Genomic DNA, 23,601 nt, shown 5'->3' on the forward strand with positions numbered 1-23,601 from the left:
GGGCCACGGGGCCACGGGGCCACGGGGCCACGGGGCCACGGGGCCACAGCCATTCACTCAGCCCCGACACACTCCCGCAGCGCCCCGATGAGCCGCTCGGCCCGCTCGTCACCAGGGCCGCCCATCCGGTTGGCGGTGTACGCGAAGCCGACCCCGAACTCGTCGTCCCCGAAGGCGAATTGGCCGCCCGCCCCGCTGTGGGCGAAGGAGCGCGGACCGAGCAGCCGGCGGAACGGCGAGTCGAGGAGGACGCCGCTCCCCCAGCGCGCGCCGAGGTCCGGGAATCCGGAGAACGAAGGCCCGCCCGACAGCTCGGTGACCGCGTCGGTGACCGTTCCCTCGGACAGCAGCCGCGGCCCGCCGTCCAGACCCGTGGCGACCGCCGCGTACAGGGCCGCCAGGCTGCACGCCGACGACACCGCGCCCGCACCGGGGAATTCGGCGGTCAGCAGGGCGGGCGAGTTGTAGCCGTGCGGATCGTCGAGTCCGGGGAAGGGCAGGGCGCCGTTCATCGTCACGGCCCGCATGGGCAGCAGATCGGCGCTCGGCAACGGGGCCCGTCCCTCCGCCTCGACGAGGCGGGCCAGCCTCGGAACCTCTTCCTGCGGCATACCGATCCAGGTGCGCAGCCCCAGGGGGTCACCGATTTCCGCCCGGAAGAAGCGGCCGGGCGTGCGGCCGGTGTGGCGCCGGATCACCTCGCCGACGATGAAGCCGAAGGCATGGGCGTGGTACTCGAACGCCGTACCGGGCTCCCAGAGCGGCTTCTGTTCCTCCAGGGCGCGGATCACCGGCGTCCAGGCGGTCAGCTCCTCGAACGCCAACTTCCGCTCGATGAGCGGGATTCCGGCGGTGTGGGCGAGCACCATCCGGGTGGTGATCCCCTCCTTGCCGTGGCGGGCGAACTCCGGCCAGCAGGCGGCCACCGGGGCGTCGAGATCCAACTGCCCGTCCTGCGCCACCAGATGGGCCAGGAAGCTGACGACGGCCTTGGCGAGGGACATGACGGGAAGGACGGTGTCCTCCTGCCACTCCCGCCCCGTCCGGTCATCGGCGATACCGCCCCACAGGTCCACCACCTTGCGCCCGCCCACGAACACGGCAGCGGCGGCGCCGAGTTCACCGCGCTCGGCGAAGTTCCGGGCGAATTCGTCCGCGAAGGCCCCGTACCCCTCGTCGGCCCATCCTCGGTACGGCATCGGGCGCTTCCTCTCCACAGGCGCAGCGACCCCCCGTGGGCCGTCGGCCGGGCCACCCTACGCACGGGCGCCGCCCGGACTCGATCGAATATCCGGCACACGGGGCACATGCGGTCGCCGCCCGGACGCCGCGAGCGCCACGGCGGCCGGGCGGCGGCCGGAACCGGATCCCCTAACCAGCCCTTGACTACGCACGGTTGCCATCTTCGCTCTGGATTTACGCCGCGTAATCGGGGAACTCACTACTGCGCACGGCTTTCCGTCCGGCGCCGGGCTCCAGGGAGCCCCCGCTGCCCGCCTTTGCGGACCGGTGGCCGTGTTCCCGACCACGGCCCACTCCCTGTCTGCGCACGCATCGTGAAGGCCATGAGGTAAAGCGATGTCGGAATACCTTTCGGTCGCCCGCCGGATGTGGCACCTGCTGGAGCCACTGCACGCCACGCTGTACTTCGCCCCGGAGGCCCGCCAGGTCGCCGCCGGCCTCGGCCATGACGTGTCCTCCCGCTGGCCCAGCTATTTCGCCTGGCGCACGGCTCCGCTGGGCGCCGCCGGGCCGGAACTGGTGGCCGCGACGTACTACACCTTCAGCCCGCGGATGATCGCCCGGCACCTCCCGCGGATCTGGACCGTTGCGGACCCGGCCAAGGTGCTGGACGCGCGGCTGCTGGCCATGGACCGTGCGCTGACGGCGCTGACCGACGGCCGGCTGAGCGCCGCGCAGCTCGCCGAGGCGGCCCGGCTCGCCCGCCAGGCCGCCGAGAACGCGGGCTGTGCCGCCCGCCCGCTGGCCGCCGCCAACCGCGATCTGCCGTGGCCGGACGCACCGCATCTGGTGCTCTGGCAGGCCGCGACGGTACTGCGCGAACACCGCGGCGACGGCCATCTGGCGGCCCTGCTGACCTGCGGACTCGACCCCTGCGAGGCTCTGGTGTCGTTCGCCGCGATCGGTGCCGCGCCGGCCGCCGACTTCGTGGGGCGCGGCTGGAGCGCACAGGAGTGGAGCGACGCCCGGCACCGCCTCGCCGCACGTGGCTGGATCGCGCCGGACGGCGCCGCGACCGAGCGCGCCCGCAAGGAACGCGAGGCGATCGAACGGACCACGGACCGGCTGGCGGCCGGCCCGTGGCGGGCGCTGGGCCACTCACGTGCCGAACGGCTGGCGCAGCTGCTCCATCCCGTCCTGAGCGCGGTGTTCGAGGCCCGATACCTGCCCCGGCACAGCACGCTGGGCATCGGGACGGTGAAGGTCGGCTATCCGTAGGGCGCGCGCGGCCCGTGTCGGCGCACCTCCCGGCAGCCAACGGGGGGGGCGCGCCTCGCGTACGGGCCGGCCCCCGGTCCTCCCTCAACCCGCGCGCCGGCCCCGCTCCTCGTCCAGCGCCCGCAGCACCTCGCCGTAGGTCACCCCGTGATCGGCGAGCACCGCCGCGGCCGGTCCGGGCCTGGCCACCAGCGCCATCAGCAGATGCTCGTCACCGAGGGACCGCTCGCCACGTCCGACGGCGATCCGCAGGGCACGCTCCAGTACGGACTTCGCCTCCGCCGTGAACAGCCGGCGCGTCCGCTTCCGGCGCCCGGCCCGTCCGCCTCCGGCCAGCGCGCCCACCCCGTGCGCCTGTTCCACCCGCGTCACGACCTCGTCGATATCGATCCCGAGACCGGCCAGCGCCGCCGCGTCGGCCGGGGACACCCCGCCGCGCCGGCGCACCGCCGCGAGGGCATCCGCCACCGACTCCCGCCGCGCGTGGACACCGAGCGCCGCGAGCACCCTGGCGGCCGGCGAGTCCGTACGCTCCAGCAGCGCGAGCAGCAGCTCCGGTTCGCCGACCGTGCCGCTGCCCGTACGGTCCGCCTGTTCCGCGGCGCCGCGCACCACCGCGCGTGCGTCGGCCGTGAACTTCTCGAACATCAGCGCCTCCCGTGCTTCTTGTGCACTGCCTGCCTGCTGACACCCAGCTCCGCCGCGATCTCCTGCCACGACCAGCCCTTCGCGCGGGCGCTGCGCACCTGCACGGCTTCGAGCTGTTCCAGCAGCCGGCGGAGCGCGGCCACGGCGCGGAGCCCGACCCGGGGATCCCGGTCACCGGCCCGCTCGGCAAGGTCCGTTGCATCGGTCATATTGTCAATCTACGTTGACACACCGGGAGTGTCAACCATCATTGACACGCACGGCATTGGCGCACACGGACAGGCAGAAGAGACAGAAGACAGAAGGCAGAAGGTCGAAGACCGAAGGCCCAAGGACGAACGAAAGCGCTAAGACCGAGCGGGAGCGGTCACGGACAAGGCGATCACCGCCGCGGTCCCGTCCGTCCACAGCGCCGCGGCCGCCGCGTCCGGCGCCGTCAGCAGCGCCGCGTCGAACCGCTCCAACTGCGCCTCCTGGGCGCCGGACGCCCCGAGCCGGGTGCGTCCCTCGACCGCCACCACCATGACCTCGTCGGGGTCCCGGTCATGGCCGGGGTCACGGTCACCGTCCGCGGGGCCGTCGCCGGCCGGCCACACCATCCGGCTCCCCCGCACCATCTCCACCGTCGCCGCCGCCCGCCCCTCCCGGAGCATCACATTGAGGTTGACGACGGGACGGCCGTCCAGCAGCCGGGAGTCGGTGGCGGCACCGCCGGGGAAGGCGAACGGGCGGTAGCGCTCCGGGAGGAGTTGCGCGGTGCCGTCCACCGTCAGCTCCAGCCCGGCGCCGTCGACGACGGTGAGGATCCGCCGGACACCGGGCAGCGGCGAGTACGGCCCGTCCCGGGTGACGTCCGCCAGGCTGACGCGCCAGGCGAAGGCGTCCCAGCCGGAGCCCGGCGGCTGGACGGCGACCTCCCGGGTCACCCCGCCGCCGTTGCTCCACGGCGCGGCGGCGCGCCCCTCTGCCCGCAGGATCCGCACTCTTCCCGGCCTCCTCGCCGAAGGGACTTCACGAGTTCACACCACGCACCGATGGGACGCCGGCATCAGACGGGCCACCGAAGAGACCGCACGCCAGGCGTCACACCGTCAGCACGATCTTGCCGAACAGCTCGCCCTCCGCCATCTTTGTGAAGCCCTCACGCGCCCGGTCCAGCGGCAGCGTCGAATCGATGACCGGCCGGATGCCCTTGGCCGCGCAGAAGCTGAGCAGCGATGCCAGCTCCTCCTTGCTGCCCATCGTGGAGCCGACGATCTTCAGCTCCAGGAAGAAGATCCGGTTGAGCTCCCCGCTCTTGGGGGTGAAACCACTGGTGGCGCCCGAAATGACCAGACTGCCGCCGGGGCGCAGCGACTTGACGGAGTGCGACCAGGTGGCGGCGCCGACCGTCTCGATCACCGCGTCCACCCGCTGCGGCAGCCGCTCGCCGGTCGCGAACACCGCCTCGGCGCCCAGCTCCAGCGCACGCTTGCGCTTGCCCTCGTCCCGGCTGGTGGCGAAGACCCGCAGCCCCGCGGCGGCGCCCAGCACGATGGCGGCGGTCGCCACGCCCCCGCCGGCGCCCTGCACCAGGACGCTATCCCCGGGCCGTACGCCCGCGTTGGTGAACAGCATCCGGTACGCGGTCAGCCAGGCGGTCGGCAGACAGGCCGCCTCCTCGAAGGACAGCTCCTTCGGCTTGGGCAGCACGTTCCAGGAGGGGACGGTGACCTGCTCGGCGAAGGTGCCCTGGTAGCGCTCGGTGAGGATGGAGGGCTTCTCCTTGGCGCCGACTCCGTGGCCGGTCTGCCCGATGACGGAGTGCAGGACGACCTCGTTGCCGTCCGCGTCCACTCCGGCGGCGTCACAGCCGAGGATCATCGGCAGGCTGTCGTCGGTGATCCCCACCCCGCGCAGCGACCACAGGTCGTGGTGGTTGAGGGAGGCGGCCTTGACGTTGACGGTCGTCCAGCCGGGGCGTACGTCGGGGGCCGGGCGCTCCCCCAATTCGAGGCCGTTCAGCGGCTGGTCACGGTCGATGCGGGCGGCATAGGCAGCAAACATGATCCCAACGTAGGCCGCGGCCGGGCGCTGCGGTACCGCACAGGGGTGTGACACGCGCCGCGCCGCCGTGCCGCGTCGAGGGGCGTCAACCGTGTCGTGCCGCGTCGAGGGGCGTCACCCGTGTCGTGCCGCGCCGCCCGTGGTGCGCCGCGCCGCTCGTGCCGCGTCACGGCAACGGGCCGGGCCCGCACCTGTGTGGGGTGCGGGCCCGGCCCGTTGGCGGACGACTCCGGTGGCGGCGCGGTCAGCGACGGGCCACGCCCTCGGCGCGGGCGGCGGCCGCGACGGCGGCGGTGACGGCCGGTGCGACCCGCTCGTCGAACGGCGAGGGGATGACCCGGTCGGAGCTGAGCTCATCGGCGACGACGGCGGCCAGGGCCTCGGCGGCGGCGAGCTTCATGCCTTCCGTGATCCGGGTGGCCCGCACCTGCATGGCTCCGGCGAAGATGCCCGGGAAGGCCAGCACGTTGTTGATCTGGTTGGGGTAGTCGCTGCGCCCGGTGGCCACCACGGCCGCGTACTTGTGCGCGATCTCCGGGTGGATCTCCGGGGTGGGGTTGGCCATCGCGAAGATCAGCGAGTCCTTCGCCATCTTCGCCACCGCCTCCTCCGGCACCGTGCCGCCGGAGACCCCGATGAAGACATCGGCGCCGTCCAGCGCGTCCTCCAGCGACCCGGTCAGCCGGCCCTTGTTGGTGAAGCCGGCCACGTCGCGCTTGACGTCCGTGAGGTCGCCGCGGTCGGTGGAGACGATGCCCTTGCGGTCGCAGACCGCGACGTCCCCGATGCCCGCCTCGATGAGGATCTTGGCGATGGCGACACCTGCCGCACCGGCGCCCGAGATGACCGCCCGCAGCTGGCCGAGCGAGCGGTCGGTGAGCTTGGCGGCGTTGCGCAGCGCGGCCAGCGTGACCACGGCGGTGCCGTGCTGGTCGTCGTGGAAGACCGGAATGTCCAGCCGCTCCTGGAGCCGGCGCTCGATCTCGAAGCACCGCGGCGCCGAGATGTCCTCCAGATTGACGCCGCCGAAGGACGGGGCCATACGGACGACGGTCTCGATGATCTCGTCGGTGTCGGTGGTGCCGAGCGCGATCGGCACCGCGTCGACGCCGCCGAACTGCTTGAAGAGGATGGCCTTGCCCTCCATCACGGGGAGCGAGGCCTCCGGGCCGATGTCGCCCAGGCCCAGCACCGCGGTGCCGTCCGTGACCACGGCGACGACCTGGGACTTCCAGGTGTAGTCGTAGACGAGCTCGGGCTGGTCGGCGATGGCGCTGCACACCTTGGCGACGCCCGGCGTGTACGCGAGGGACAGGTCGTCCTTGTCGCGGACCGGCACGGTCGCCTGGATGGCCATCTTGCCGCCGCGATGCAGCGCGAAGGCCGGGTCGAAAGCATCGTCGGGCGCACTGCCCGCGCCCGCGCCGGTATTGCTGTCGCTGCGAGGATTGACGATCTCCGCTGCCACTTGTCTTACCCCTTTAATCGAAATTCTGTTGAGGGTGGCCACCCCCTGGTTGAGGGGTGGGCGGGCACCGCGTCCGCGCCCTGCACAGCGGATGACCGCCGCGCGCGGGGAGGTTTTCGGACGCCGGGCGCGCCGCACACGCGCCCTGAGCCCCGGATGAGGGGTGTAACCAACCTTTCTACCCGACGGGCGCGGGCCCCGACGAGTCAGATTCCTTACCCTCGAGTTCAGAGTTCCGACAATAACCGCGAAATACACAAAAATCGCAGAAGGGTCATCCCCCTCCGGTCCGGATCCCGAGACGCCGGGAACGGGGCGGGAAGGCCCGGCATCAGCGGAGGCGGGGGCTCCCCTTGTGCCACAAGGGCGTCACCTTGCCTTCTCCGTCCGTTATCCGATTTTGACCATTACGACAGTCCGAATACCGGAGCACGGATGGCAGGATTCCGTCACCAACCGAGGTCGCGACGCTCGACGGTGTGCCCCCGGCCCTTTGTCACGTCGGCTTCTCCGTCGGCTTCTCCATTCGCAGGAGGCTCAGCATGACCGCAAGCACCACCCGTCGCACGGCCGCCGGCAGGTCCCGCACGGCCGTTGCCGCGGCGGCCGCGGTCGCCGCCTCGCTGCTGCTGCTCAGCGCCTGCGGCGACCAGACGGACGCGGCCATCGCCAAGCGCGAGGCGAAGAAGAACCGCGACGTCAATGCGCCGCTGTTCAAGAAGCTGCCCAAGGACGTCCAGGAAAAGGCGATGCTCCAGGTCGGCTCGGACATCACGTACAAGCCGGTGGAGTTCCGTTCCAACGGCGTGATCGAGGGCATCGACCCGGATCTCGCGGAGGCGATGAGCAAGGAGCTGGGCATCAAGCTCAACTTCAACAACGCCACCTTCGACACCCTCATGGGCGGCCTGAAGTCCAAGCGCTACGACATCGCGATGTCGGCGATGACGGACACCAAGGAGCGCCAGGAGGGCATCGACAGCAACACCGGAAAGAAGATCGGCCAGGGTGTCGACTTCATCGACTACCTCAACGTCGGTGTGTCGCTCTACACCCAGAAGGGCAAGACCAAGGGCATCGACGGCTGGGAGACGCTGTGCGGCAAAAAGCTCGCGGTGCAGCGCGGCACGGTCTCGCACGACCTGGCCAAGGACAAGTCGAAGGCCTGTGAGAAGAACGGCGAGCAGCCGATCTCGATCGAGGCCTTCGACAACGACTCCGAGGCCCAGACCCGGCTGCGCACCGCCGGTGTGGACGCCGTCTCCAGCGACTACCCGGTCGCGGCGTATGCGGTGAAGGTCTCCGGTCACGGCAAGGATTTCCAGATGGTCGGCGGCGCGCCCCTCAAGGCGGCCCCGTACGGCATCGCGGTCCCCAAGGACAAGGAGCAGCTGCGTGACGCGCTGCAGGCCGCGCTGGAACTCGCGATCAAGAACGGCTCGTACGCCAAGGTCCTGGACAAGTGGGACGTCAAGGATGCCGCGGTCAAGAAGGTGCAGCTCAATGGCGGCTCCTGAGCCGTCGCACGCCCGCCCCTCCGCTCCGCGCACCTCCCGCCGAATGCTGAAAGGCAACACCCGTGTCAGTTGACGTCGACAAGTCGGCCCAGCCGCCGGCGGACGCTCCGCCGCCCCAGCCCGAGCCGATCAAAGCCATCCCGGTCCGCCATTACGGCCGCTGGGTGGCGGCGGTCGTCGTCCTCGGGCTGATCGCCCTGCTCGGCCGGGCCTTCGCCGCCGGGAACGTCAACTGGGACGCCATCCCCCAGTACATGTTCAACGCGGACATCCTCAAGGGCCTGCGCAACACCCTGCTGATCACCGTGCTCTCGATGATCATCGGCATCGTGGGCGGCGTGATCCTGGCCGTGATGCGCCAGTCCAAGAACCCGGTCACCTCGACGGTCGCGTGGTTCTACGTCTGGTTCTTCCGCGGTACGCCGGTCTACGTCCAGCTGTTCCTCTGGTTCAACCTGGGCCTCGTCTTCCAGTACATCGACATCATGCCGATCTACAAGGACGAGTGGTCGGACTTCATGACCCCGTTCCTGTGCGCGCTGCTGGGCCTCGGGCTCAACGAGGCGGCGTACATGGCGGAGATCTGCCGGGCCGGCCTCAACGCCGTCGACGAGGGCCAGACCGAGGCGGCGCACGCGCTGGGCATGAGCCACGCCAAGACGCTGCGCCGGATCATCGTGCCGCAGGCGATGCGGGTGATCGTGCCGCCGACCGGCAACGAGGTCATCAACATGCTCAAGACCTCCTCCCTGGTCATCGCCGTCCAGTACTACGATCTGCTGCAGGCCGCGCAGAACGTCGGACGGGACTCCGGTGTCGTGGTGGAGATGCTGATCCTCGCCGCCGCCTGGTACCTGATCGCCACCACGGTGCTGAGCATCGGCCAGTACTACCTCGAGCGTTACTACGCCCGCGGCTCCAGCCGCCAACTGCCGCTCACTCCGCTCCAGCGCGCCAAGGCGAAGCTGTCCGGCGGCTTCAACCGCCCCGGAGGTGTCGGATGACCAGCAAGATCACGACGAGCAAGGCGGCCGGTACGAGCGGCGGCCCGATGGTCAAGGCCGAGGGCGTCCACAAGTCCTTCGGCGCGGCCCACATCCTCAAGGGCATCGACCTGGAGGTCGCGCCCCGGGAGGTCTTCTGCCTGATCGGCCCGTCCGGCTCCGGCAAGTCGACGTTCCTGCGCTGCATCAACCACCTGGAGAAGGTCAACGCCGGCCGGCTGTCCGTCGACGGCGAACTGGTCGGCTACCGCGAGCACCACGGCAAGCTCTACGAGCTGCGCGACCGCGAGGTCGCCGCCCGCCGCCGCGATATCGGCATGGTCTTCCAGCGCTTCAACCTCTTCCCGCACATGACCGCGGTGGAGAACATCATGGAGGCGCCGATCCAGGTCAAGGGCGAGTCGAAGTCCGCCGCCCGGGAGCGGGCGGTGGGGCTCCTGGACCGCGTCGGGCTGTCCGACAAGGCCGGGAACTACCCCTCGCAGCTCTCCGGCGGCCAGCAGCAGCGCGTCGCCATCGCCCGTGCGCTGGCGATGGAGCCCAAGCTGATGCTCTTCGACGAGCCGACCTCGGCCCTGGACCCGGAGCTGGTCGGTGACGTCCTGGACGTCATGAAGGACCTGGCGGCGGACGGTATGACGATGATCGTCGTGACCCATGAGATGGGCTTCGCCCGCGAGGTCGGCGACTCGCTGGTCTTCATGGACGACGGGGTGGTGGTCGAATCCGGCCACCCGCGCGAAGTGCTCGGCAACCCGCAACACGAGCGGACGAAGTCGTTCCTGTCGAAGGTGCTGTAGTCGAAGGCGCTGCAGTCGAAGGTGCTGCAGTCGAAGGCGCTGAAGCGGTAGGGGCCCGTGCCGGGCTCACCGGGCCGCGGCGAGACCTGCTCCCCCGGGAGAAGGCCCGCCGCGGCCCTTCTTCCGTCGCCGCCCTTCGCCTCCGCCCTCCTCCGGCCCTCCTCCGCCCGTCCCTCCCTCGTCACCGGCCGGTGCAGCGGTGCGCCATGCCCCTACTTCAGGCCCAGCACCAGCGCATCCGTGGGCGAGGCCCATACCGGCCGCGCCTCCGCGAACCCCGATTCGCGCAGCACGGCCGCGTGCCATGCCGCCGAGGGGGTGTCGCCGTCCGCGTGCTCGCCGTAGATCTCGAAGCGCTCGGCGGTCGGCCCGGCCAGCCGCGGGTCGGCGGCCGCCAGCCGCCACCACTCGGCCCAGTCGACGGCGCCGGCCGCCTTCGCCGCGTCCATCCGCGCATGCCGGAACGCCCGCTCGGCGGCGTTGATCCGCGGGGTGGCCTCCTCGGGCATGTGGTCGGCGTTCAGGAAGACCCCGCCGTCGCGCACCAGGGTGCCGAGCTGCCCGTACAGCCCCCGGAGGTCTTCGGTGTGCAGCCAGTGCAGCGCGGTGGCGGTGAGTACCGCGTCGTACGAGTCGTGCGGCAGCCGGTCCGTCCAGGCCGGGTCCTTGAGATCGGCGCGTACGAAGCGGACCCGGCGCTCGCCGGCGAAGTACCCTTCCGCGATGGCCAGCAGCGCGGGATCCAGATCGACGCCCACACTCTCGGCCTCGGGGAACCGCTTCAGCAGCCGGTCGGAGATACTTCCCGTGCCGCAGGCGAGATCCAGCACCCGGGGCGCGGGACCCACCAGGGCCTCGACCATGTCCAGCATCACCCGGAACCGCTCCTCGCGGTCGGGGAGGTACCACTCCTGCTGGCGGTCCCAACTGTTCTGCCACGCCTGCCAATCGGCGCCGGCAACGGTCTCGGTCATCGCTTCCCCTTCAAGACGTAATACCCTCGTAGCTACAACACCCATTACCTCACGCAAGCACTCCGCACCTTAGCCCCCGCCCGTAAGGACTACAAGTGGAACTGGCCTATTACTCGGACTATGCCGTGCGACTGGTCAACACCGAGCAGCCCGAGCGCGGCACCGACAGCCTCACCACGGTCGAAGCCGTACGCGACCTCTTCGGCCCCGCCCAGCAGGCCGCCCGGCGCGCGACCGAGAGCGATGTGACCCGGCTGCGCACGGTCCGCGCCCGGCTGCGCGCCGTCTTCGAGGCCGCGGCCGGCGGCGACGAGGTGCGCGCCGTGGACCTCCTCAACGCCCTGATGATGGAGTTCCCGGTCAGCCCGCAGATCTCCGGCCACGAATACCGTGACGACAACGGCCGCCCCGACTGGCACATGCACATCGCCGACCACGCGGCCAACGCCACCGCGGGCTACACCGCGACCGCCTGCATGGGCCTGGCCTTCCACCTCACCGACCTGGGCGTGGACCGGCTCGGCATCTGCGAGGCGCAGCCCTGCCGCAACGTCTACCTGGACACCTCGACCAACCGCTCGCGGCGCTACTGCTCCGACCGCTGCGCCACCCGCGCCAATGTCGCCGCCTACCGCGCCCGCAAGCGCCTGGCGAGCGAGCGCTCGGGCCTCACCGGCCGGACCGCCGCGACCACCCAGGAGAGCACCCCGGTGACCGAGCGCTGAATCCCCCGCGGGGGCCGCACCCGCACCCAGGCACGGGCGATGACCAGTTCGTCGGGAACGACCCCGAATTCCCGGCTGTCGTTCTCGACGAACGGATTGTCGCCCTGCACCCACCAACCGCCGTCCCGCCGCCGCACGACCCGCTTGACGATCAGCAGATCCTGCCGGAACGGGTGCCGCAGCACGACGACGTCACCGGGCCGCACCACCGCCCCGTACTGCACCACCAGCTGGTCCCCGGGCTGCAGCGTCGGCACCATCGACGGGTTGTAGACCTCGGCCAGCCCGAAGGCACGGAGGAGCCCGCCCCGCCCGCTCCCCGCGTCCGCACCCCCGCCCTGCTCCGGCCCACGCTCATGCACCCGCTCCGGCATCCCGTACCTCCCGGTCCAGCCCCGGTCCGTCCCGCTCACCGGTCCATCCTCCATCAGCCCCACCCCGGCACCGGACTTTTGCCCTAAGACCCCCGGCCCGGCCAAGAAAAGCCTTCCCGCACCGAGTAATCTCGCACCTGAGAAGACGATCACGAGGAAGGACTGAACATGCTTTCGCGCCTGTTCGCCCCCAAGGTGAAGGTCAGCGCCCACTGCGACCTGCCCTGCGGCGTGTACGACCCGGCCCAGGCCCGCATCGAGGCCGAGTCCGTCAAGGCCGTCCAGGAGAAGTACCAGGCCAACGAGGACGCGGACTTCCGCACTCGCGCCGTCCTGATCAAGGAGCAGCGCGCCGAGCTGGCCAAGCACCACGTCTCGGTGCTGTGGAGCGACTACTTCAAGCCCCCGCACTTCGAGAAGTACCCGGAGCTGCACCAGCTGGTCAACGACACCCTCAAGGCCCTCAGCGCGGCCAAGGGTTCCAACGACCCGGCCACCGGCCAGAAGGCCCTGGACTACATCGCCCAGATCGACAAGATCTTCTGGGAGACCAAGAAGGCCTGACCTCAGGCTGGGCCGCTCGACCTGCGGTTTCGCAGGTCACCTCGCCCAACTGTCCGCACCCGGTCCGCACGCCGCCCAGCAGGGCGCCCGTGACGGAGCGGGTGCGGTCTTCTTTCCGTGGGTGGATCGCGGGCCCGTTCCGGTCCGCTCGTACACCGTCACCCGCCGGCCGCGTACCTGCTCGTCCGACACCACCGTGAAGTGCTCCTTCAACATGGCGGCCTTCGCCCTGTCCCGCTCCGCCGACACCGGCTTCGCCACCTTCGTTGCGTCCGTGACCAGCAGGATCCGTCGCTGGGCCGCTATCGCAGCCCGTATCCGGGCCGGGTCGGCCTCCACCCCCTTCAAGGTCCCCGACTCCTCCGGGCCCTCCAGGAGAGCGATGTCCCTCAGGCCGGTGAAGGCGTCGGGGGAGACCAGCTCGGTGTCGCGACGCGCCGCCGGTATGAAGAGCACGGCGCCACCGGCCTCTTTGAGCCGCCGCACCTCTGCTGCCACTGCCAGGACGTCGTCCACCCGGCTGTCCGGGGAGCGCTTGGCCAGCGATTGCGGCACCAGCGCCGCCATCGCCACGGCGACCACCACGGGGAGGATCCACGGAGATGCCCTGGGGAACCGTGGCGCGGCAGACCGTACGGCTGCCCCCAGTCCGCCCCCGATCAGCAGCGCCAGCCCCAGCATGCTGAACAATATGTCCTCCACGTCCCGCGACCGGCCCCTGCCCAGGCCAGAGTTGCCAGGTGCGCGGGCAGCATCAGCAGCGACAGCCAGTTCAGCAGCCCGCACACCAGGACCGTTCCGCCGTACGCAGCCCAGCGCATCGCGCCGCCACGCCCCGCGAGCACGGTCACGAGCAGCAGGGTCGAGAGCGCGGCCCCGGCCGTGACCAGTGCAAACGGGCGGCCCTCCTGGAGGTGGAACTGCACGGCCGGGAGCAGGCCGAACGCCAGCCCTCCTGCTAACCCCCCGCCCAGGTCCCGGCCAGCCGCCGGCCGATGACCATCACACAGGCCGCCACCGCCATGGCCGGCACGGACGGCAGCCGCAGGGTCGTGGTACCGGGCCCGAAAACTTCGAAGAGGCCATGCATCAGCAGGTAATAGAGCCCGTGCACGACATCGACCTGCCCCAGCATGTGCCAGATCTCATCGGCGGTCCGTTGGGCCACCTGCCAGGTAGCGGCCTCGTCCCGCCACACGCTGTGCTGCCGGGAGAGCCCCCACAGGCCGAGGGCGAGGGCCCTTTTCCGGCCTGCGGCGGGAATGGAATCGGCGACTCCACGAGCGTCACAAACGGAGGGACCTTCATCCTTTCCACTGCCATCCAGCGCTGTTCATTCCGTCGGCGGCAAAAAGAGCATCACATTCCGCGGAGAGACGGCTTCTTGCCGGTGCCTGCCCGGACGTCTGCGGTCTCGTCTTTTCAGCCACGGCCGGCCTGCGGCGTTACCAGGATCACGTGGATACCGGCTTGCACCCGGCCGCTGTGGAGATTCAGGCGAGTCGAGTGGCGTTCACGACGGCGCCGGGCCGCCGCGGCGCCGGCCGTGGCCGTGGCCGTGGTGCAGGCCGCCCGCCGCCATGCCCCTGACCGGGAGTTCGTCCGCCGTGGTGCCGGCCGGGCCGATGCCCTTGGCCGCCGCCGCTTTGCCGTAGCGGTTCGCCAGGGGTGCGGAGGTGAGGCCGTGGGCGAGGACGCTGAGCAGGACGGTGAGGGTGACGACCGGGACCACCGCTCGGGTGTCGGGGGCCGCCAGCTCCTCGACCGCCAGCAGGCCGAAGATGATCGAGGCCAGCCCGCGGGGGCCGAACCAGCCCACGAACAGGACCGTTTTGAGGTCCAGTCCGCTCCCGATCAGGGACAGGGCCACGGGCAGCATCCGGATCACCGTGAGGCTCAGGACGGCGTAGACCGCGGTCTGCCAGGTGAGGTGGGCGAACACCTCCGGCAGCAGGAGGGCGCCGAAGACCAGCCAGACCAGCACGGAGAGCAGTGCGGCGGACTGCTCGACGTACAGGAGCACCCGCTGCGGCGCACCGTGCGTCGATCCGAAAGCCAGGCCCGCGACGAAGGCGGCGATGAACCCGTTGCCGCCGAGCGCGAGCGCGGAGGTGTAGCCGAGGAGGGCCAGGGCCAGCACGCCCGCGCCGGCGAAGTCCTCGGCCGCCCAGCCGTTGCGGAGTGTGGTCCGCAGCAGCCACCCGGCGGCCAGTCCGACCACCGCGCCGTACGCCGCGCCGACGACGAGCTGCACCACGGCATGACCGGTGGCATCCGGCGGGGCGGTGTGCTCGGCCGCGGACACCCCGGCCAGGGCGAGCACCACCAGGGGCGTGACGATGCCGTCGTTGAGACCGCTCTCGACATTGATGAGCCGGCGGATCTTCGCGGGCACGACGGGGTTGACCATCATCGTGGCACCGAGCGCGGCGTCCGTCGGAGCGAGCGCGGCCCCGACGTACAGGGCGGCCCACCAGGAGACACCGGGGAGCAGGGCGGCCGCCAGCACCGTGCCGAGGGCCACGCACAGCGGCAGCCCGATCCCCAGCAGCCGTCCGTAGAGGCCGAGCTCCGGGCGCAGGGCCCGGAAGGAGAGCCGGGCGGCGTCGGTGAAGAGCACCCAGACCAGGGTGACCTCCGCGAGCAGCTTGACCGTCTCGTGCGGGAGGGCGAGGTGGAGGACCCCGGTGCCCTCGCCCAGCAGCAGCCCCAGCAGGACGAAGGCGGCGGGAGCGGTCAGCTCGTAGCGTTCCATCCGCCGCGAACACAGACACCACAGGAACAGCAGGAGCAGGACCAGGGAAGAGGTGCCATCCACACGGGTCTCCAGGGCTTGGCCGCGCCGGCTTTCGGCACCCCCACTCTCGGCCATCGCCTCACGGGCCGGTCGGCCCCCGGCGGCCGGGACCGCGGCTTTCACACGGTTGGTGGACAGGCCCGGCCGGCGGGGCGGAGTGCGTGCGGCATCCGGACCGCCGGCGCACCCGGGAGCGGGCACCGGCACAGGGCAAGGGCAGGCGGTCGTGGCCGTCCGGCGCCCTACCCACCGACCGGCAGCGGCCCGTTGTGCTGCACCAGCCAGGTCCGGTAGGCCTCGCTCGCCCAGGCGGTCTCCATGTACGAGGCGGTCAGGTCGGCGAACAGGTCGTCGGCGGAGGCGGCGGGGGTGCCTTCCTGGCGGCAGGCCATGAAGAGGCGGACGGCCAGCGGGTCGCCGTACAGGGGGCGGATCGCCATGCCGTGCCGGGAGCGCGCGGTCGGCTGGCAGGGGGTGACCACCTCGCCTGCCGTGACCAGATCCACCGTGGTGAGGTAGTCGCCGTGCACGACACGGGGGTTGATACCGGCCGCGGCCCAGATGCGGCGCAGTCCCGCCCATTCGCCGTCCACGGTCGGGTCGACCATCCACTGGTCGTCGGCGAGGTCCGACACCCGGATGACCGTCCGCCCGGCCGCGGGATGGGCGGCCCCCACGGCGATGAACTGCGGTTCCCTGGCGATGAGTTCATGCTCGACCAGGCCGTCGGGAACCCGTAGGGGCGCGCCCTCGACCTCGTGGACGAAGGCGGCGTCGAGCTGTCCCGTCGCGACCATGTGGAGCAGCGCATTGGCGGACACATCGGTTCTTATCGTGGTGTCGGTGTCCGGCAGCCGCACCCGGAGCCGGCGCAGCCACCCGGCGACCGCGGGGCTGTTGGTACTGCCGATGTGCAGCCGCGTGCCCTGGTCGCGGTGCGAGGCCGAGGCAACCTCGTCAATAAGTGCGCGCATTTCGGCCACTATCGGCCGGGCCCGGCACAGCACCGCATGTCCCAGGGGCGTGGGCCGGCTGCCCGTCGGTTCACGGAAGAAGAGCTGGCCGCCCAGGGCCTTCTCGATGCGGTGGAGCTGGGTCGTCAGGGAAGGCTGGGTCATGCCGAGCTGCCGGGCCGCCTTGCGTACGCTGCCGGAGTCCGCGATGGCGCACAATGCGCGAAGATGCCTTACCTCGAGCTCCACGTCCGGAGCATAACGACGTAGGCATACGTCACACCAGACTCTCAAACCTGCCGGAACGCGCTCTTTTTTCCGGGGTATTGGCCGGTGCTATCGCCACCTGGCATCTCTGTCTTCCGGGTGAACTCCGTCCAGACTCAACTGCACCAAGAAATCCGCAGGGCCCCGGTCGCCGCCCCACACGGCGACCGTACGGCCCTCGGAGTCAAAGGAGCCCCCACATGAGATCTCCCAAGACGGCGCTGTCGGCGGCGCTCGGACTGGGCCTCGTCGCCGCGCTCGCAGCCGCGGCGCCGGTTTCGGCAGCTTCCCCCTCCCCCACCAACTCCTCCCACAGCACCCCCGCTTCGATCGCGGCCTACAACGGCTCGGCGGCCGAGAAGGCCGACACCAAGGCGTTCTTCGAGGCCGTGGTGAAGTCGGCCAAGGCCAAGATGAAGGCCCATCCCCACGCCGCCTCGGTGACCGTCACCTACGACGCCGGCGCGGCCCCGACCTTCGCGAACCAGATAGCCCAGAGCGCGTCGATCTGGAACAGCGCCGTGTCGAACGTGAAGCTGCAGGCGGGCAGCGGCGGCGACTTCCAGTACCGCGAGGGCAACGACCCGCGCGGCTCGTACGCCAGCACCGACGGCCACGGCAAGGGCTATGTCTTCCTGGACTACCAGCAGAACCAGGAGTACAACTCCACCCGCGTGGCCGCGCACGAGACCGGCCATGTGCTGGGCCTGCCGGACCACTACGAGGGCCCGTGCAGCGAGCTGATGTCCGGCGGCGGCCCCGGCACGTCCTGCCAGAACACCCAGCCGGACGCGAACGAGAGCGCCAAGGTGGACCAGCTCTGGGCCAACGGCCTGGCGGGCGTCCACTTCGGCAAGGCCTCCTGAAGTACCCCACGGGCCTTGTGACGTAACGAAGTTCGGCGGTGGCCGGCGGATGCGACCGAGCTGACGGTGGTCGGATCCGCACGGCCGGGGGCTGTCGAGAGCCGGGACCTGGCGGCCGGCGCTCGTACCCCACCAGCCCTCGCATCTCCAGCCGCCGCCCGTGCGGTGGGGCTCTCCGGAGCCCCACCGCTTTCGTCTGCCCGCGGCCAGGGAGGCGTCAGCCCCAGATCGCCTGTCCGGCGGCCACCCCGGCGAACGCCGCCGCCAGTCCGGCCGCCACGGTCACCACGACATTGGCCGCCGCACTCGCCCGGGCCCGGTCCGCGGCCAGCCGGAGCGTTTCGTAGGAAAAGGTCGAGTAGGTGGTCAGGGCACCGCACAGCCCCGTGCCGAGCAGCAGTTGGACGTGCGAGGAGGCGGCGCCGGCGGAGGCCGCGCCGGTCAGCAGGCCGAGGATCAGGGAGCCGACGGCGTTGACGGTGAAGGTGCCCCAGGGGAAGACGGTGTCGTGGCGGGACTGCACATAGCGGTCGGTGAGGAAGCGCAGCGGTGCCCCGACCATGGCACCGGCCACCACCAGCAGCCAGTTCACCCGCGTCCGCCCTCACCGGCGCCCGTACCGCCCGTACCGCCATTTCCGCCCGTACGCCGGTAGGAGATCATCTCGCACGGGTCGAGGGTCACCAGCCCGCCGTCCGCGAGGAGTTCGTCCAGCTGCGGGAGGAAGGCCCGCACCCGCTCCTCCGTGTCGACGACGACGATCGCCACCGGCATTTCCTCGCTCAGGGAGAGCAGGCGCTGGGTGTGGACGATGCCGGCGGAGCCGAAGCCCTCGATCCCCCGGAAGACGCTGGCCCCGGCCAGCCCCGCATGGCGCGCGCGGTGCACGATCTCCGCGTAGAGCGGTTTGCGGTGCCATACGTCCTCTTCGCCGACGAGGACCGTGAGCCGCAGCGCGGGGGCGCCGCCCGGATGTGCCGTGCCGTGTGTCATGCCGTCCGCCGCCTCAGTTGGAGAAGTGCCCGGGTGCCGGTCACCCCGGCCCACACGGCCGCGAGCGTGACCAGCACGGTACCGACGAGAGTGGCCAGGGCCGCGGCCGCCCGCCCGGCGGCGACCAGCCGCTGGATGTCGACGGCGTAGGTGGAGAAGGTGGTGAAGCCGCCGAGGATCCCGGTGCCGAGGAAGGGGCGCACCAGCCGGTGGGCCGCGCGGACCTCGGTGATGATCACCATCAGGACGCCCATCAGCGCACAGCCGGCGGCGTTGACGGTGAACGTGGTCAGGGGGAAAGCGCCGTGGGCCGTGGGCCACAGCAGCGCGGCGCCGTAACGGGCCGTGGCGCCGATCGCGCCGCCCGCCGCCACCACGCCGATCACCGGCCACTGCCCCTGCCAGGGCGCCGCCGGCCGGCCTCGCTCATCCATATCTCTCCCGAGATCATCGCCGCCTTCAGGCTAACCCTGTGCGTTTGACACCGCTAAACATGGGATGTTCCCATCACCGGTGGAATGCCATCCCCAGGAGCGCCGGAAGAACCGGCCTCCTGCGAAGACGGAGGAGGCCGGCGCCGATGCCGCTGCGCAGCACCGCCCGCACCAGCCTGGTCGATCTGGTCATCGAGCAGATGGAGCGGCTGATCGCCGACGGCGAGTGGGAGGTCGGCACGAAGATCCCCGCCGAGCCCGTGCTGGTGGAGCAGCTGGACGTCGGGCGCAACACCGTCCGCGAGGCGGTGCGCGCGCTGGTGCACACCGGGATGCTGGAGCCGCGGCAGGGCGACGGGACCTATGTCCGCGCCGGCAGCGGCTTCGGCGCGGCCGTACAGCGGCGGCTGCAGCGGGCCGAGAGCCTGGAGGCGTACGAGGTGCGCGCCAGCCTGGAGCGCGATGCCGCACGCTATGCCGCCGAGCGCCGTACCGACGAGGATCTTGCCGCGCTGCGCGGTGCGCTGGCCGAGCGCGGCCGGGCCTGGGAGAGCGGCGAGGTGGCCGCCTTCATCGATGCGGACATGCGCTTTCACCGTGCGGTGGCGGCCGCCGCGCACAACAGCGTGCTGGCCGAGCTGTACGAGCACTTCAGCGATGCGCTGCGCGGGACGCTGCAGACCGTGCTCGGCACGCCGCTGCCCGAGGCGGTCCGCCATCAGCTCGACGCGCACACCGCCATCGTCGACGCCATCGAGGCGCGGGACGCCGAGGCCGCCGAGCGGGCCGCGCTGGCGCACCTCACGGAGGCGATGAACGCCCTGCGCGAGCCCGCCCCAAACCCCCGCGGCCGGGGCGGCCGCACCACCCCTGACCCTGGAGACGACGCACGTGCGTGACGAAGGAGGACCGGCAGCCGTGGAGGCACGGCCCGCCGCCGGCATATCCGAAGGCCCGGCAGCCAGGGCGGACGCGTCCGTCACCGGCAGGTCCGGGCCCCCGGGCACCTCCGCTGCCGGCCTGCCAGGAGGCCCGGACGCCGCACCGGCGCCGGCTCCGTCCGGCGTCGCCGGGCGCCGCGCCCTGTACCTCGGCGCCGGCGTCGTCCTGCTGGCTCTGAACCTGCGTCCGGCCCTGGTCGCCGTCTCCCCGCTCGTCGGCACCATCCGCGGCGACAGCGGGATGTCGGCCGCCGCCACGAGTCTGCTCACCGCGCTGCCGCTGCTCTGCTTCGGCCTGCTGGCGCCGGTCGCGCCGCGGCTGGGGCGGCGGCTGGGCATGGAGCGGTCGCTGCTCGGCACGATGGCACTGATCTGCGGCGGAACCGCGCTACGGCTGCTGGACTCGACCGTGGCGCTGTTCGCCGGAACGCTGGTGATCGGCGCCGGGATCGCCGTCGCCAATGTGCTGCTGCCCGGCCTGATCAAGCGGGACTTCCCGGCCAGGGCCGGGCTGATGACCGGGCTGTACTCGATGTCGCTGTTCGGCGGCGCCGCGCTCGCGGCCGGCGTCACGGTACCCGTCCAGCAGGCCGCCGGTCTGAACTGGCGTGCCACGCTGGCCTGTTGGGGCGCACTCGCGGCCCTCGCGCTGGTCTGCTGGCTGCCGCAGGCCCGGACCCGTACGCGCGTGCCGGGGGCCGCGGCCCACGCTGCGGCCCACCCGGTGCGCGGACTGTGGCGCGATCCGCTGGCCTGGCAGGTGACCGGCTATATGGGCCTGCAGTCGCTGAGTTACTACGCGGCCGCCGCCTGGCTGCCGACGATGCTCACGGACGCCGGGATGAGCGCGGGCGACGCCGGGTGGATGCTCTCCTTCTCCTCGCTGCTGGGCATCACCGGCTCGTTCCTCGCGCCGGTCGTCGTGGGCCGCCGGCTGCGGGCCGGCGTCCTGGCGGCCGCGGGCGCGCTGTTGTGCGCGGCCGGTTTCCTCGGGGTGCTGGTCGCGCCGGCCTCCGGCGCCTACCTCTGGATGGTGCTGCTCGGCCTGGGCCAGGGCGCGGCGATCAGCCTCGCGCTGCTGTTCATCGTGCAGCGCGCACCGGACGCCCGGCACGCCGCCCAACTCTCCAGCATGGCCCAGTGCTTCGGCTATGTCCTCGCGGCGGCCGGCCCGGCCGTCCTGGGCGCCGTGCACGACCTCTCCGGGAGCTGGACGGTCCCGCTGACCGTCCTGCTGGCGCTGCTGCTGCCGCAGATCGCGGCGGGGTGGTGCGCGGCCCGGTCGCGGCAGGTGGCGGGGCGGTAGCGGCGGGGCGGGACGGACGGGACACCCTGGCACCCCGTCCCGCTCCGTCCCACTCCACCCCCTCCACCCCGCTCCGCGCGGGTCACACCGGGACGGTCTCCCGTACGGGGTGGTGCCGGCTGATGTTCCGGGCCAGCAGCTCGGTGGCTTCCTTGACCCCGATCCCGCCGCCGCTGCCCCCGGTGGCGGGCAGCCGTCCGTCCGCGTACTTCAGCTCGGCCATCGCGGTCTCCATCGCCCGGTGCGCGGCGAACAGACAGGGGGTGCTGTAGATGGCCACATCGACGCCGAGCTCGGTCAGTTCGGTCAGCGAGAGCCGCGGGGACTTCCCGCCCGCGATCTGGTTGAACAGCAACGGCTTGGTGCCGAGGACCGCGCGGATCCGGCGGATCCCCTCGACGCTGCGCACCCCGTCGACGAGCACCACATCCGCGTCGGTCCCGGCCAGCGCCGCCGCCCGCCGCAGCATCTCGTCCTCCTCCGTGGCGTCCGTGCGGGCCACGACGAGCAGATCGGTACGGCTGGCCAGCACCAGGTTCAGCTTCTCCAGGTACTCCTCCAGCGGCAGCAGCAGCTTGCCGTCCGCATGGCCGCAACGGCGGGGCCGCTTCTGGTCCTCCAGGATCACCCCGGTCGCGCCGGTCCGCTCCAGGCGCTGCACCACATGGCAGGCCACTTCGGGGTCGACATAGCCGTCGTCGATGTCCACCAGCAGATGGTGGCGCGGGAACGCGCCGCGCAGCCGCTCCACGAAGGCGACCATGTCGGGCCAGGCGATGAACCCGATGTCCGGAAGCCCGTAGTACGACGCGGCGAAGCCGAAGCCGGACACGAAGAAGCCGTTGTAGTGCGCGGCGGCGATCGAGGCCGAGTGCATGTCGTGGACGCCGATCAGCGGCGTCGTCCCTTCGGCCGCGATCTCGTCACGCAGTGCTCGTCCGTACCGCATTGTGCTCTCCTCACAGAACCGGCGGGGACCGCGGTCCGGCGTCCGGGGGCGCGTTCGGGGACGCGCGGAAGGGTCCGGCGCCGCGATCACCCGCCCACTGGGGAACTGGTCAGAGCATGCTTATCCGGCGCATCGGCACCATGCCCTTAACACGCCACGGTCTTACCCAACTTTCTCTTTCTTCTTCCCCGCGTGCGCACCCGACGGGCTCGCGGGCCCACCCCGGGGCCGTCCGTGCTCCTCGGACGGGCTTCAGAGCCAGCCGTTGCGCTTGAAGCCGCGGTGGATCACCCGGCAGAGCGTCACGATCAGCCCCATGACCAGCGGATAGCCGAACGTCCAGTGCTTTTCCGGCATATGGTCGAAATTCATGCCGTACACACCGCAGACCATGGTCGGCACCGCCAGGATCGCAACCCAGGCACTGATCCGGCGCATGTCCTCGTTCTGGGCCACGGTGACCTGGGCGAGATGGGCCTGGAGTATGGAGTTGAGCAGTTCGTCGAATGCGGTGATCTGCTCGGTGACCCGGTCGAGATGGTCGGCGACGTCCCGGAAGTACGTCTTGATCCGGGGCTCGACCTGCGCCATCGGCTGGGTCGCCAGCTCCTGCATCGGCCGGTCCAAGGGAGCCACCGCGCGCTTGAGTTCCAGCAGCTCACGCTTGAGCTGGTAGATCCGGCCGGCCCCGCCGCTGCCGCGCGCGGAGAAGACCTCGCTCTCGACGTCGTCGATATCGACCGAGACGGCGGCGGCGACATCGAGGTAGTCGTCCACCACCAGGTCGGCGACGGCGTGCAGCACGGCGGACGGACCGAGCGCCAACTGCTCGGGCACGGACTCCAGTTGCTCGCGCAGCGGGCCCAGCGAGCCATGCCCGCCGTGCCGTACGGTGATCACGAAGTCGGTGCCGGTGAAGACCATGATCTCGCCGGTCTCGACGACTTCGCTGGTGTCGGTGAGCCGGTCGTGCTCGACATAGCGGACCGTCTTGAAGACGGTGAACAGCGAATCGTCGTAGCGCTCCAGCTTGGGCCGCTGGTGCGCATAGACCGCGTCCTCCACGGCGAGCGGGTGCAGCCCGAACAATTCGACAATTCCGGCGAATTCCTTCTCGGACGGCTCATGCAGGCCGATCCACACAAATCCACTGCCGGATTCGCGGACCCGGCGGATCGCCGCCTCGGCCGGATGGTCGCCGTCCTGCCGCACGCCGTCCACGTACACCGCGCAGTTCACCACGGCGGTGCCGAGCGGCGAACGCGCCGGGTGGCTGAGGTCGACCCCCCGGGTGCGCGGCTGCGGCAGCCGGACGGCCTTGCGGAGGTTGCTGATCATCGACACCGGGCCAGTATGGCCCGCGGGAGCGCATGAGCGGTACGGCGCAGCGGCTGTTTTACCCAGCGCGGCGGGGCGAAGACGCTGGGGAGCGGACGACGGCATGGCGACACCCCCAACGGAATACCCTAGGGGGGTATATCGTTCACCGGGGGACGGGCACGGGCACGCGCAGCA

The 23,601-nt window shown here is 71.2% G+C and carries 24 protein-coding genes and 1 pseudogene; 9 read left to right on the forward strand and 16 right to left on the reverse strand.

Translation table 11 applies throughout. The features are described from left to right. Positions 1-53: 53 nt before the first annotated feature. Positions 54-1,199 carry a serine hydrolase domain-containing protein gene (locus OHS81_RS11235; protein WP_328384665.1) on the reverse strand — a complete coding sequence of 382 codons (1,146 nt, stop codon included), beginning with the start codon at positions 1,197-1,199 and terminating at the stop codon, positions 54-56. Between the two features lie 379 nt (positions 1,200-1,578). On the opposite strand from OHS81_RS11235, the gene OHS81_RS11240 reads away from it, so the two are divergent. Further along, positions 1,579-2,460: an SCO6745 family protein gene (locus OHS81_RS11240; protein WP_328384666.1), complete on the forward strand. Its 882-nt coding sequence runs from the start codon at positions 1,579-1,581 to the stop codon at positions 2,458-2,460. Positions 2,461-2,544: 84 nt separating this feature from the next. Here the strand turns inward: OHS81_RS11240 and OHS81_RS11245 are convergent, their stop codons facing one another. The 5 genes from OHS81_RS11245 to OHS81_RS11265 form a co-directional block, all read right to left on the reverse strand. Continuing rightward, positions 2,545-3,108 carry a Clp protease N-terminal domain-containing protein gene (locus tag OHS81_RS11245; RefSeq protein WP_328384667.1) on the reverse strand — a complete coding sequence of 188 codons (564 nt, stop codon included), beginning with the start codon at positions 3,106-3,108 and terminating at the stop codon, positions 2,545-2,547. Continuing rightward, positions 3,108-3,317 carry a helix-turn-helix domain-containing protein gene (locus OHS81_RS11250; RefSeq protein WP_093491771.1) on the reverse strand — a complete coding sequence of 70 codons (210 nt, stop codon included), beginning with the start codon at positions 3,315-3,317 and terminating at the stop codon, positions 3,108-3,110. Before OHS81_RS11250 ends, OHS81_RS11245 begins: the two co-directional genes overlap by 1 nt. 138 nt (positions 3,318-3,455) lie before the next feature. Next, positions 3,456-4,091, reverse strand: coding sequence for a HutD/Ves family protein (locus OHS81_RS11255; RefSeq protein ID WP_328384668.1), 636 nt, complete (start codon positions 4,089-4,091; stop codon positions 3,456-3,458). A 100-nt stretch (positions 4,092-4,191) separates the two neighbouring features. Continuing rightward, a complete protein-coding gene (locus OHS81_RS11260) occupies positions 4,192-5,154 on the reverse strand; it encodes a zinc-binding dehydrogenase (RefSeq protein ID WP_328384669.1) in 963 nt (320 codons plus the stop codon). Between the two features lie 244 nt (positions 5,155-5,398). Next, a complete protein-coding gene (locus OHS81_RS11265; RefSeq protein ID WP_328384670.1) occupies positions 5,399-6,622 on the reverse strand; it encodes an NAD(P)-dependent malic enzyme in 1,224 nt (407 codons plus the stop codon). A 542-nt stretch (positions 6,623-7,164) separates the two neighbouring features. Between OHS81_RS11265 and OHS81_RS11270 the strand changes: the two genes are divergently transcribed. The 3 genes from OHS81_RS11270 (at position 7,165) to OHS81_RS11280 (ending at position 9,943) form a co-directional block, all read left to right on the forward strand. Beyond that, a complete protein-coding gene (locus OHS81_RS11270) occupies positions 7,165-8,139 on the forward strand; it encodes an ABC transporter substrate-binding protein (protein WP_328384671.1) in 975 nt (324 codons plus the stop codon). A 62-nt stretch (positions 8,140-8,201) separates the two neighbouring features. Beyond that, positions 8,202-9,143: an amino acid ABC transporter permease gene (locus tag OHS81_RS11275; RefSeq protein ID WP_328384672.1), complete on the forward strand. Its 942-nt coding sequence runs from the start codon at positions 8,202-8,204 to the stop codon at positions 9,141-9,143. Between the two features lie 47 nt (positions 9,144-9,190). After that, a complete protein-coding gene (locus OHS81_RS11280) occupies positions 9,191-9,943 on the forward strand; it encodes an amino acid ABC transporter ATP-binding protein (protein ID WP_328391049.1) in 753 nt (250 codons plus the stop codon). Positions 9,944-10,155: 212 nt separating this feature from the next. Here the strand turns inward: OHS81_RS11280 and OHS81_RS11285 are convergent, their stop codons facing one another. Next, positions 10,156-10,917 carry a class I SAM-dependent methyltransferase gene (locus OHS81_RS11285; RefSeq protein ID WP_328384673.1) on the reverse strand — a complete coding sequence of 254 codons (762 nt, stop codon included), beginning with the start codon at positions 10,915-10,917 and terminating at the stop codon, positions 10,156-10,158. Positions 10,918-11,012: 95 nt separating this feature from the next. Between OHS81_RS11285 and OHS81_RS11290 the strand changes: the two genes are divergently transcribed. After that, positions 11,013-11,642: a CGNR zinc finger domain-containing protein gene (locus tag OHS81_RS11290; protein WP_328384674.1), complete on the forward strand. Its 630-nt coding sequence runs from the start codon at positions 11,013-11,015 to the stop codon at positions 11,640-11,642. Here the strand turns inward: OHS81_RS11290 and sodX are convergent. After that, positions 11,546-12,016, reverse strand: coding sequence for a nickel-type superoxide dismutase maturation protease (sodX, locus tag OHS81_RS11295; RefSeq protein ID WP_328391051.1), 471 nt, complete (start codon positions 12,014-12,016; stop codon positions 11,546-11,548). The two genes, OHS81_RS11290 and sodX, sit on opposite strands and share 97 nt — an antisense overlap. 168 nt (positions 12,017-12,184) lie before the next feature. Between sodX and sodN the strand changes: the two genes are divergently transcribed. Then, entirely contained in the window at positions 12,185-12,580 is a 396-nt protein-coding gene (sodN, locus tag OHS81_RS11300; protein WP_030085982.1) for a superoxide dismutase, Ni, read from the forward strand. A gap of 36 nt (positions 12,581-12,616) precedes the next feature. Here sodN and OHS81_RS11305 read toward each other — a convergent pair. From OHS81_RS11305 to OHS81_RS11315, 3 genes and pseudogenes are all read right to left on the reverse strand, one after another. Further along, a pseudogene (locus tag OHS81_RS11305) lies at positions 12,617-13,844 on the reverse strand (glycosyltransferase family 39 protein). A 249-nt stretch (positions 13,845-14,093) separates the two neighbouring features. Next, a complete protein-coding gene (locus OHS81_RS11310) occupies positions 14,094-15,398 on the reverse strand; it encodes a cation:proton antiporter (RefSeq protein WP_328384675.1) in 1,305 nt (434 codons plus the stop codon). Positions 15,399-15,619: 221 nt separating this feature from the next. Next, on the reverse strand, positions 15,620-16,579 hold the full coding sequence (locus tag OHS81_RS11315; RefSeq protein WP_328384676.1) for a LysR family transcriptional regulator: 960 nt from the start codon (positions 16,577-16,579) through the stop codon (positions 15,620-15,622). Positions 16,580-16,797: 218 nt separating this feature from the next. Here OHS81_RS11315 and snpA point away from each other — a divergent pair, with 218 nt between their 5' ends. Then, positions 16,798-17,463: a snapalysin gene (gene snpA / locus OHS81_RS11320; protein ID WP_328384677.1), complete on the forward strand. Its 666-nt coding sequence runs from the start codon at positions 16,798-16,800 to the stop codon at positions 17,461-17,463. A 217-nt stretch (positions 17,464-17,680) separates the two neighbouring features. On the opposite strand, the gene crcB (OHS81_RS11325) is transcribed toward snpA, so the two are convergent. From crcB (OHS81_RS11325) to crcB (OHS81_RS11335), 3 genes are read right to left on the reverse strand one after another with little or no spacing between them, the layout of a single operon-like run. Then, the gene (crcB, locus tag OHS81_RS11325) at positions 17,681-18,055 is read right to left on the reverse strand and encodes a fluoride efflux transporter CrcB (RefSeq protein ID WP_328384678.1); all 375 of its coding nucleotides are present in this window, start codon (positions 18,053-18,055) and stop codon (positions 17,681-17,683) included. After that, positions 18,052-18,456, reverse strand: coding sequence for a DUF190 domain-containing protein (locus OHS81_RS11330; RefSeq protein WP_328384679.1), 405 nt, complete (start codon positions 18,454-18,456; stop codon positions 18,052-18,054). The genes crcB (OHS81_RS11325) and OHS81_RS11330 overlap by 4 nt, the downstream gene beginning before the upstream one ends. Beyond that, complete coding sequence (gene crcB, locus OHS81_RS11335; RefSeq protein ID WP_328384680.1) at positions 18,453-18,890, reverse strand: fluoride efflux transporter CrcB; 438 nt, start codon at positions 18,888-18,890, stop codon at positions 18,453-18,455. Before crcB (OHS81_RS11335) ends, OHS81_RS11330 begins: the two co-directional genes overlap by 4 nt. Before the next feature lie 146 nt (positions 18,891-19,036). On the opposite strand from crcB (OHS81_RS11335), the gene OHS81_RS11340 reads away from it, so the two are divergent. Both OHS81_RS11340 and OHS81_RS11345 read left to right on the forward strand, forming a co-directional pair. Continuing rightward, entirely contained in the window at positions 19,037-19,789 is a 753-nt protein-coding gene (locus OHS81_RS11340; RefSeq protein ID WP_328384681.1) for a FadR/GntR family transcriptional regulator, read from the forward strand. 19 nt (positions 19,790-19,808) lie between these two features. Beyond that, on the forward strand, positions 19,809-21,137 hold the full coding sequence (locus OHS81_RS11345) for a CynX/NimT family MFS transporter (protein WP_443058682.1): 1,329 nt from the start codon (positions 19,809-19,811) through the stop codon (positions 21,135-21,137). A gap of 82 nt (positions 21,138-21,219) precedes the next feature. Here the strand turns inward: OHS81_RS11345 and OHS81_RS11350 are convergent, their stop codons facing one another. Continuing rightward, positions 21,220-22,086, reverse strand: a complete 867-nt coding sequence (locus OHS81_RS11350) for an isocitrate lyase/PEP mutase family protein (RefSeq protein ID WP_328384682.1) — start codon at positions 22,084-22,086, stop codon at positions 21,220-21,222. A 252-nt stretch (positions 22,087-22,338) separates the two neighbouring features. Next, positions 22,339-23,424, reverse strand: a complete 1,086-nt coding sequence (locus OHS81_RS11355; protein WP_328391055.1) for a magnesium and cobalt transport protein CorA — start codon at positions 23,422-23,424, stop codon at positions 22,339-22,341. Positions 23,425-23,601: the final 177 nt, after the last annotated feature.

The sequence above is a fragment of the Streptomyces sp. NBC_00400 genome (assembly GCF_036048035.1).
Lineage (GTDB): Bacteria > Actinomycetota > Actinomycetes > Streptomycetales > Streptomycetaceae > Streptomyces.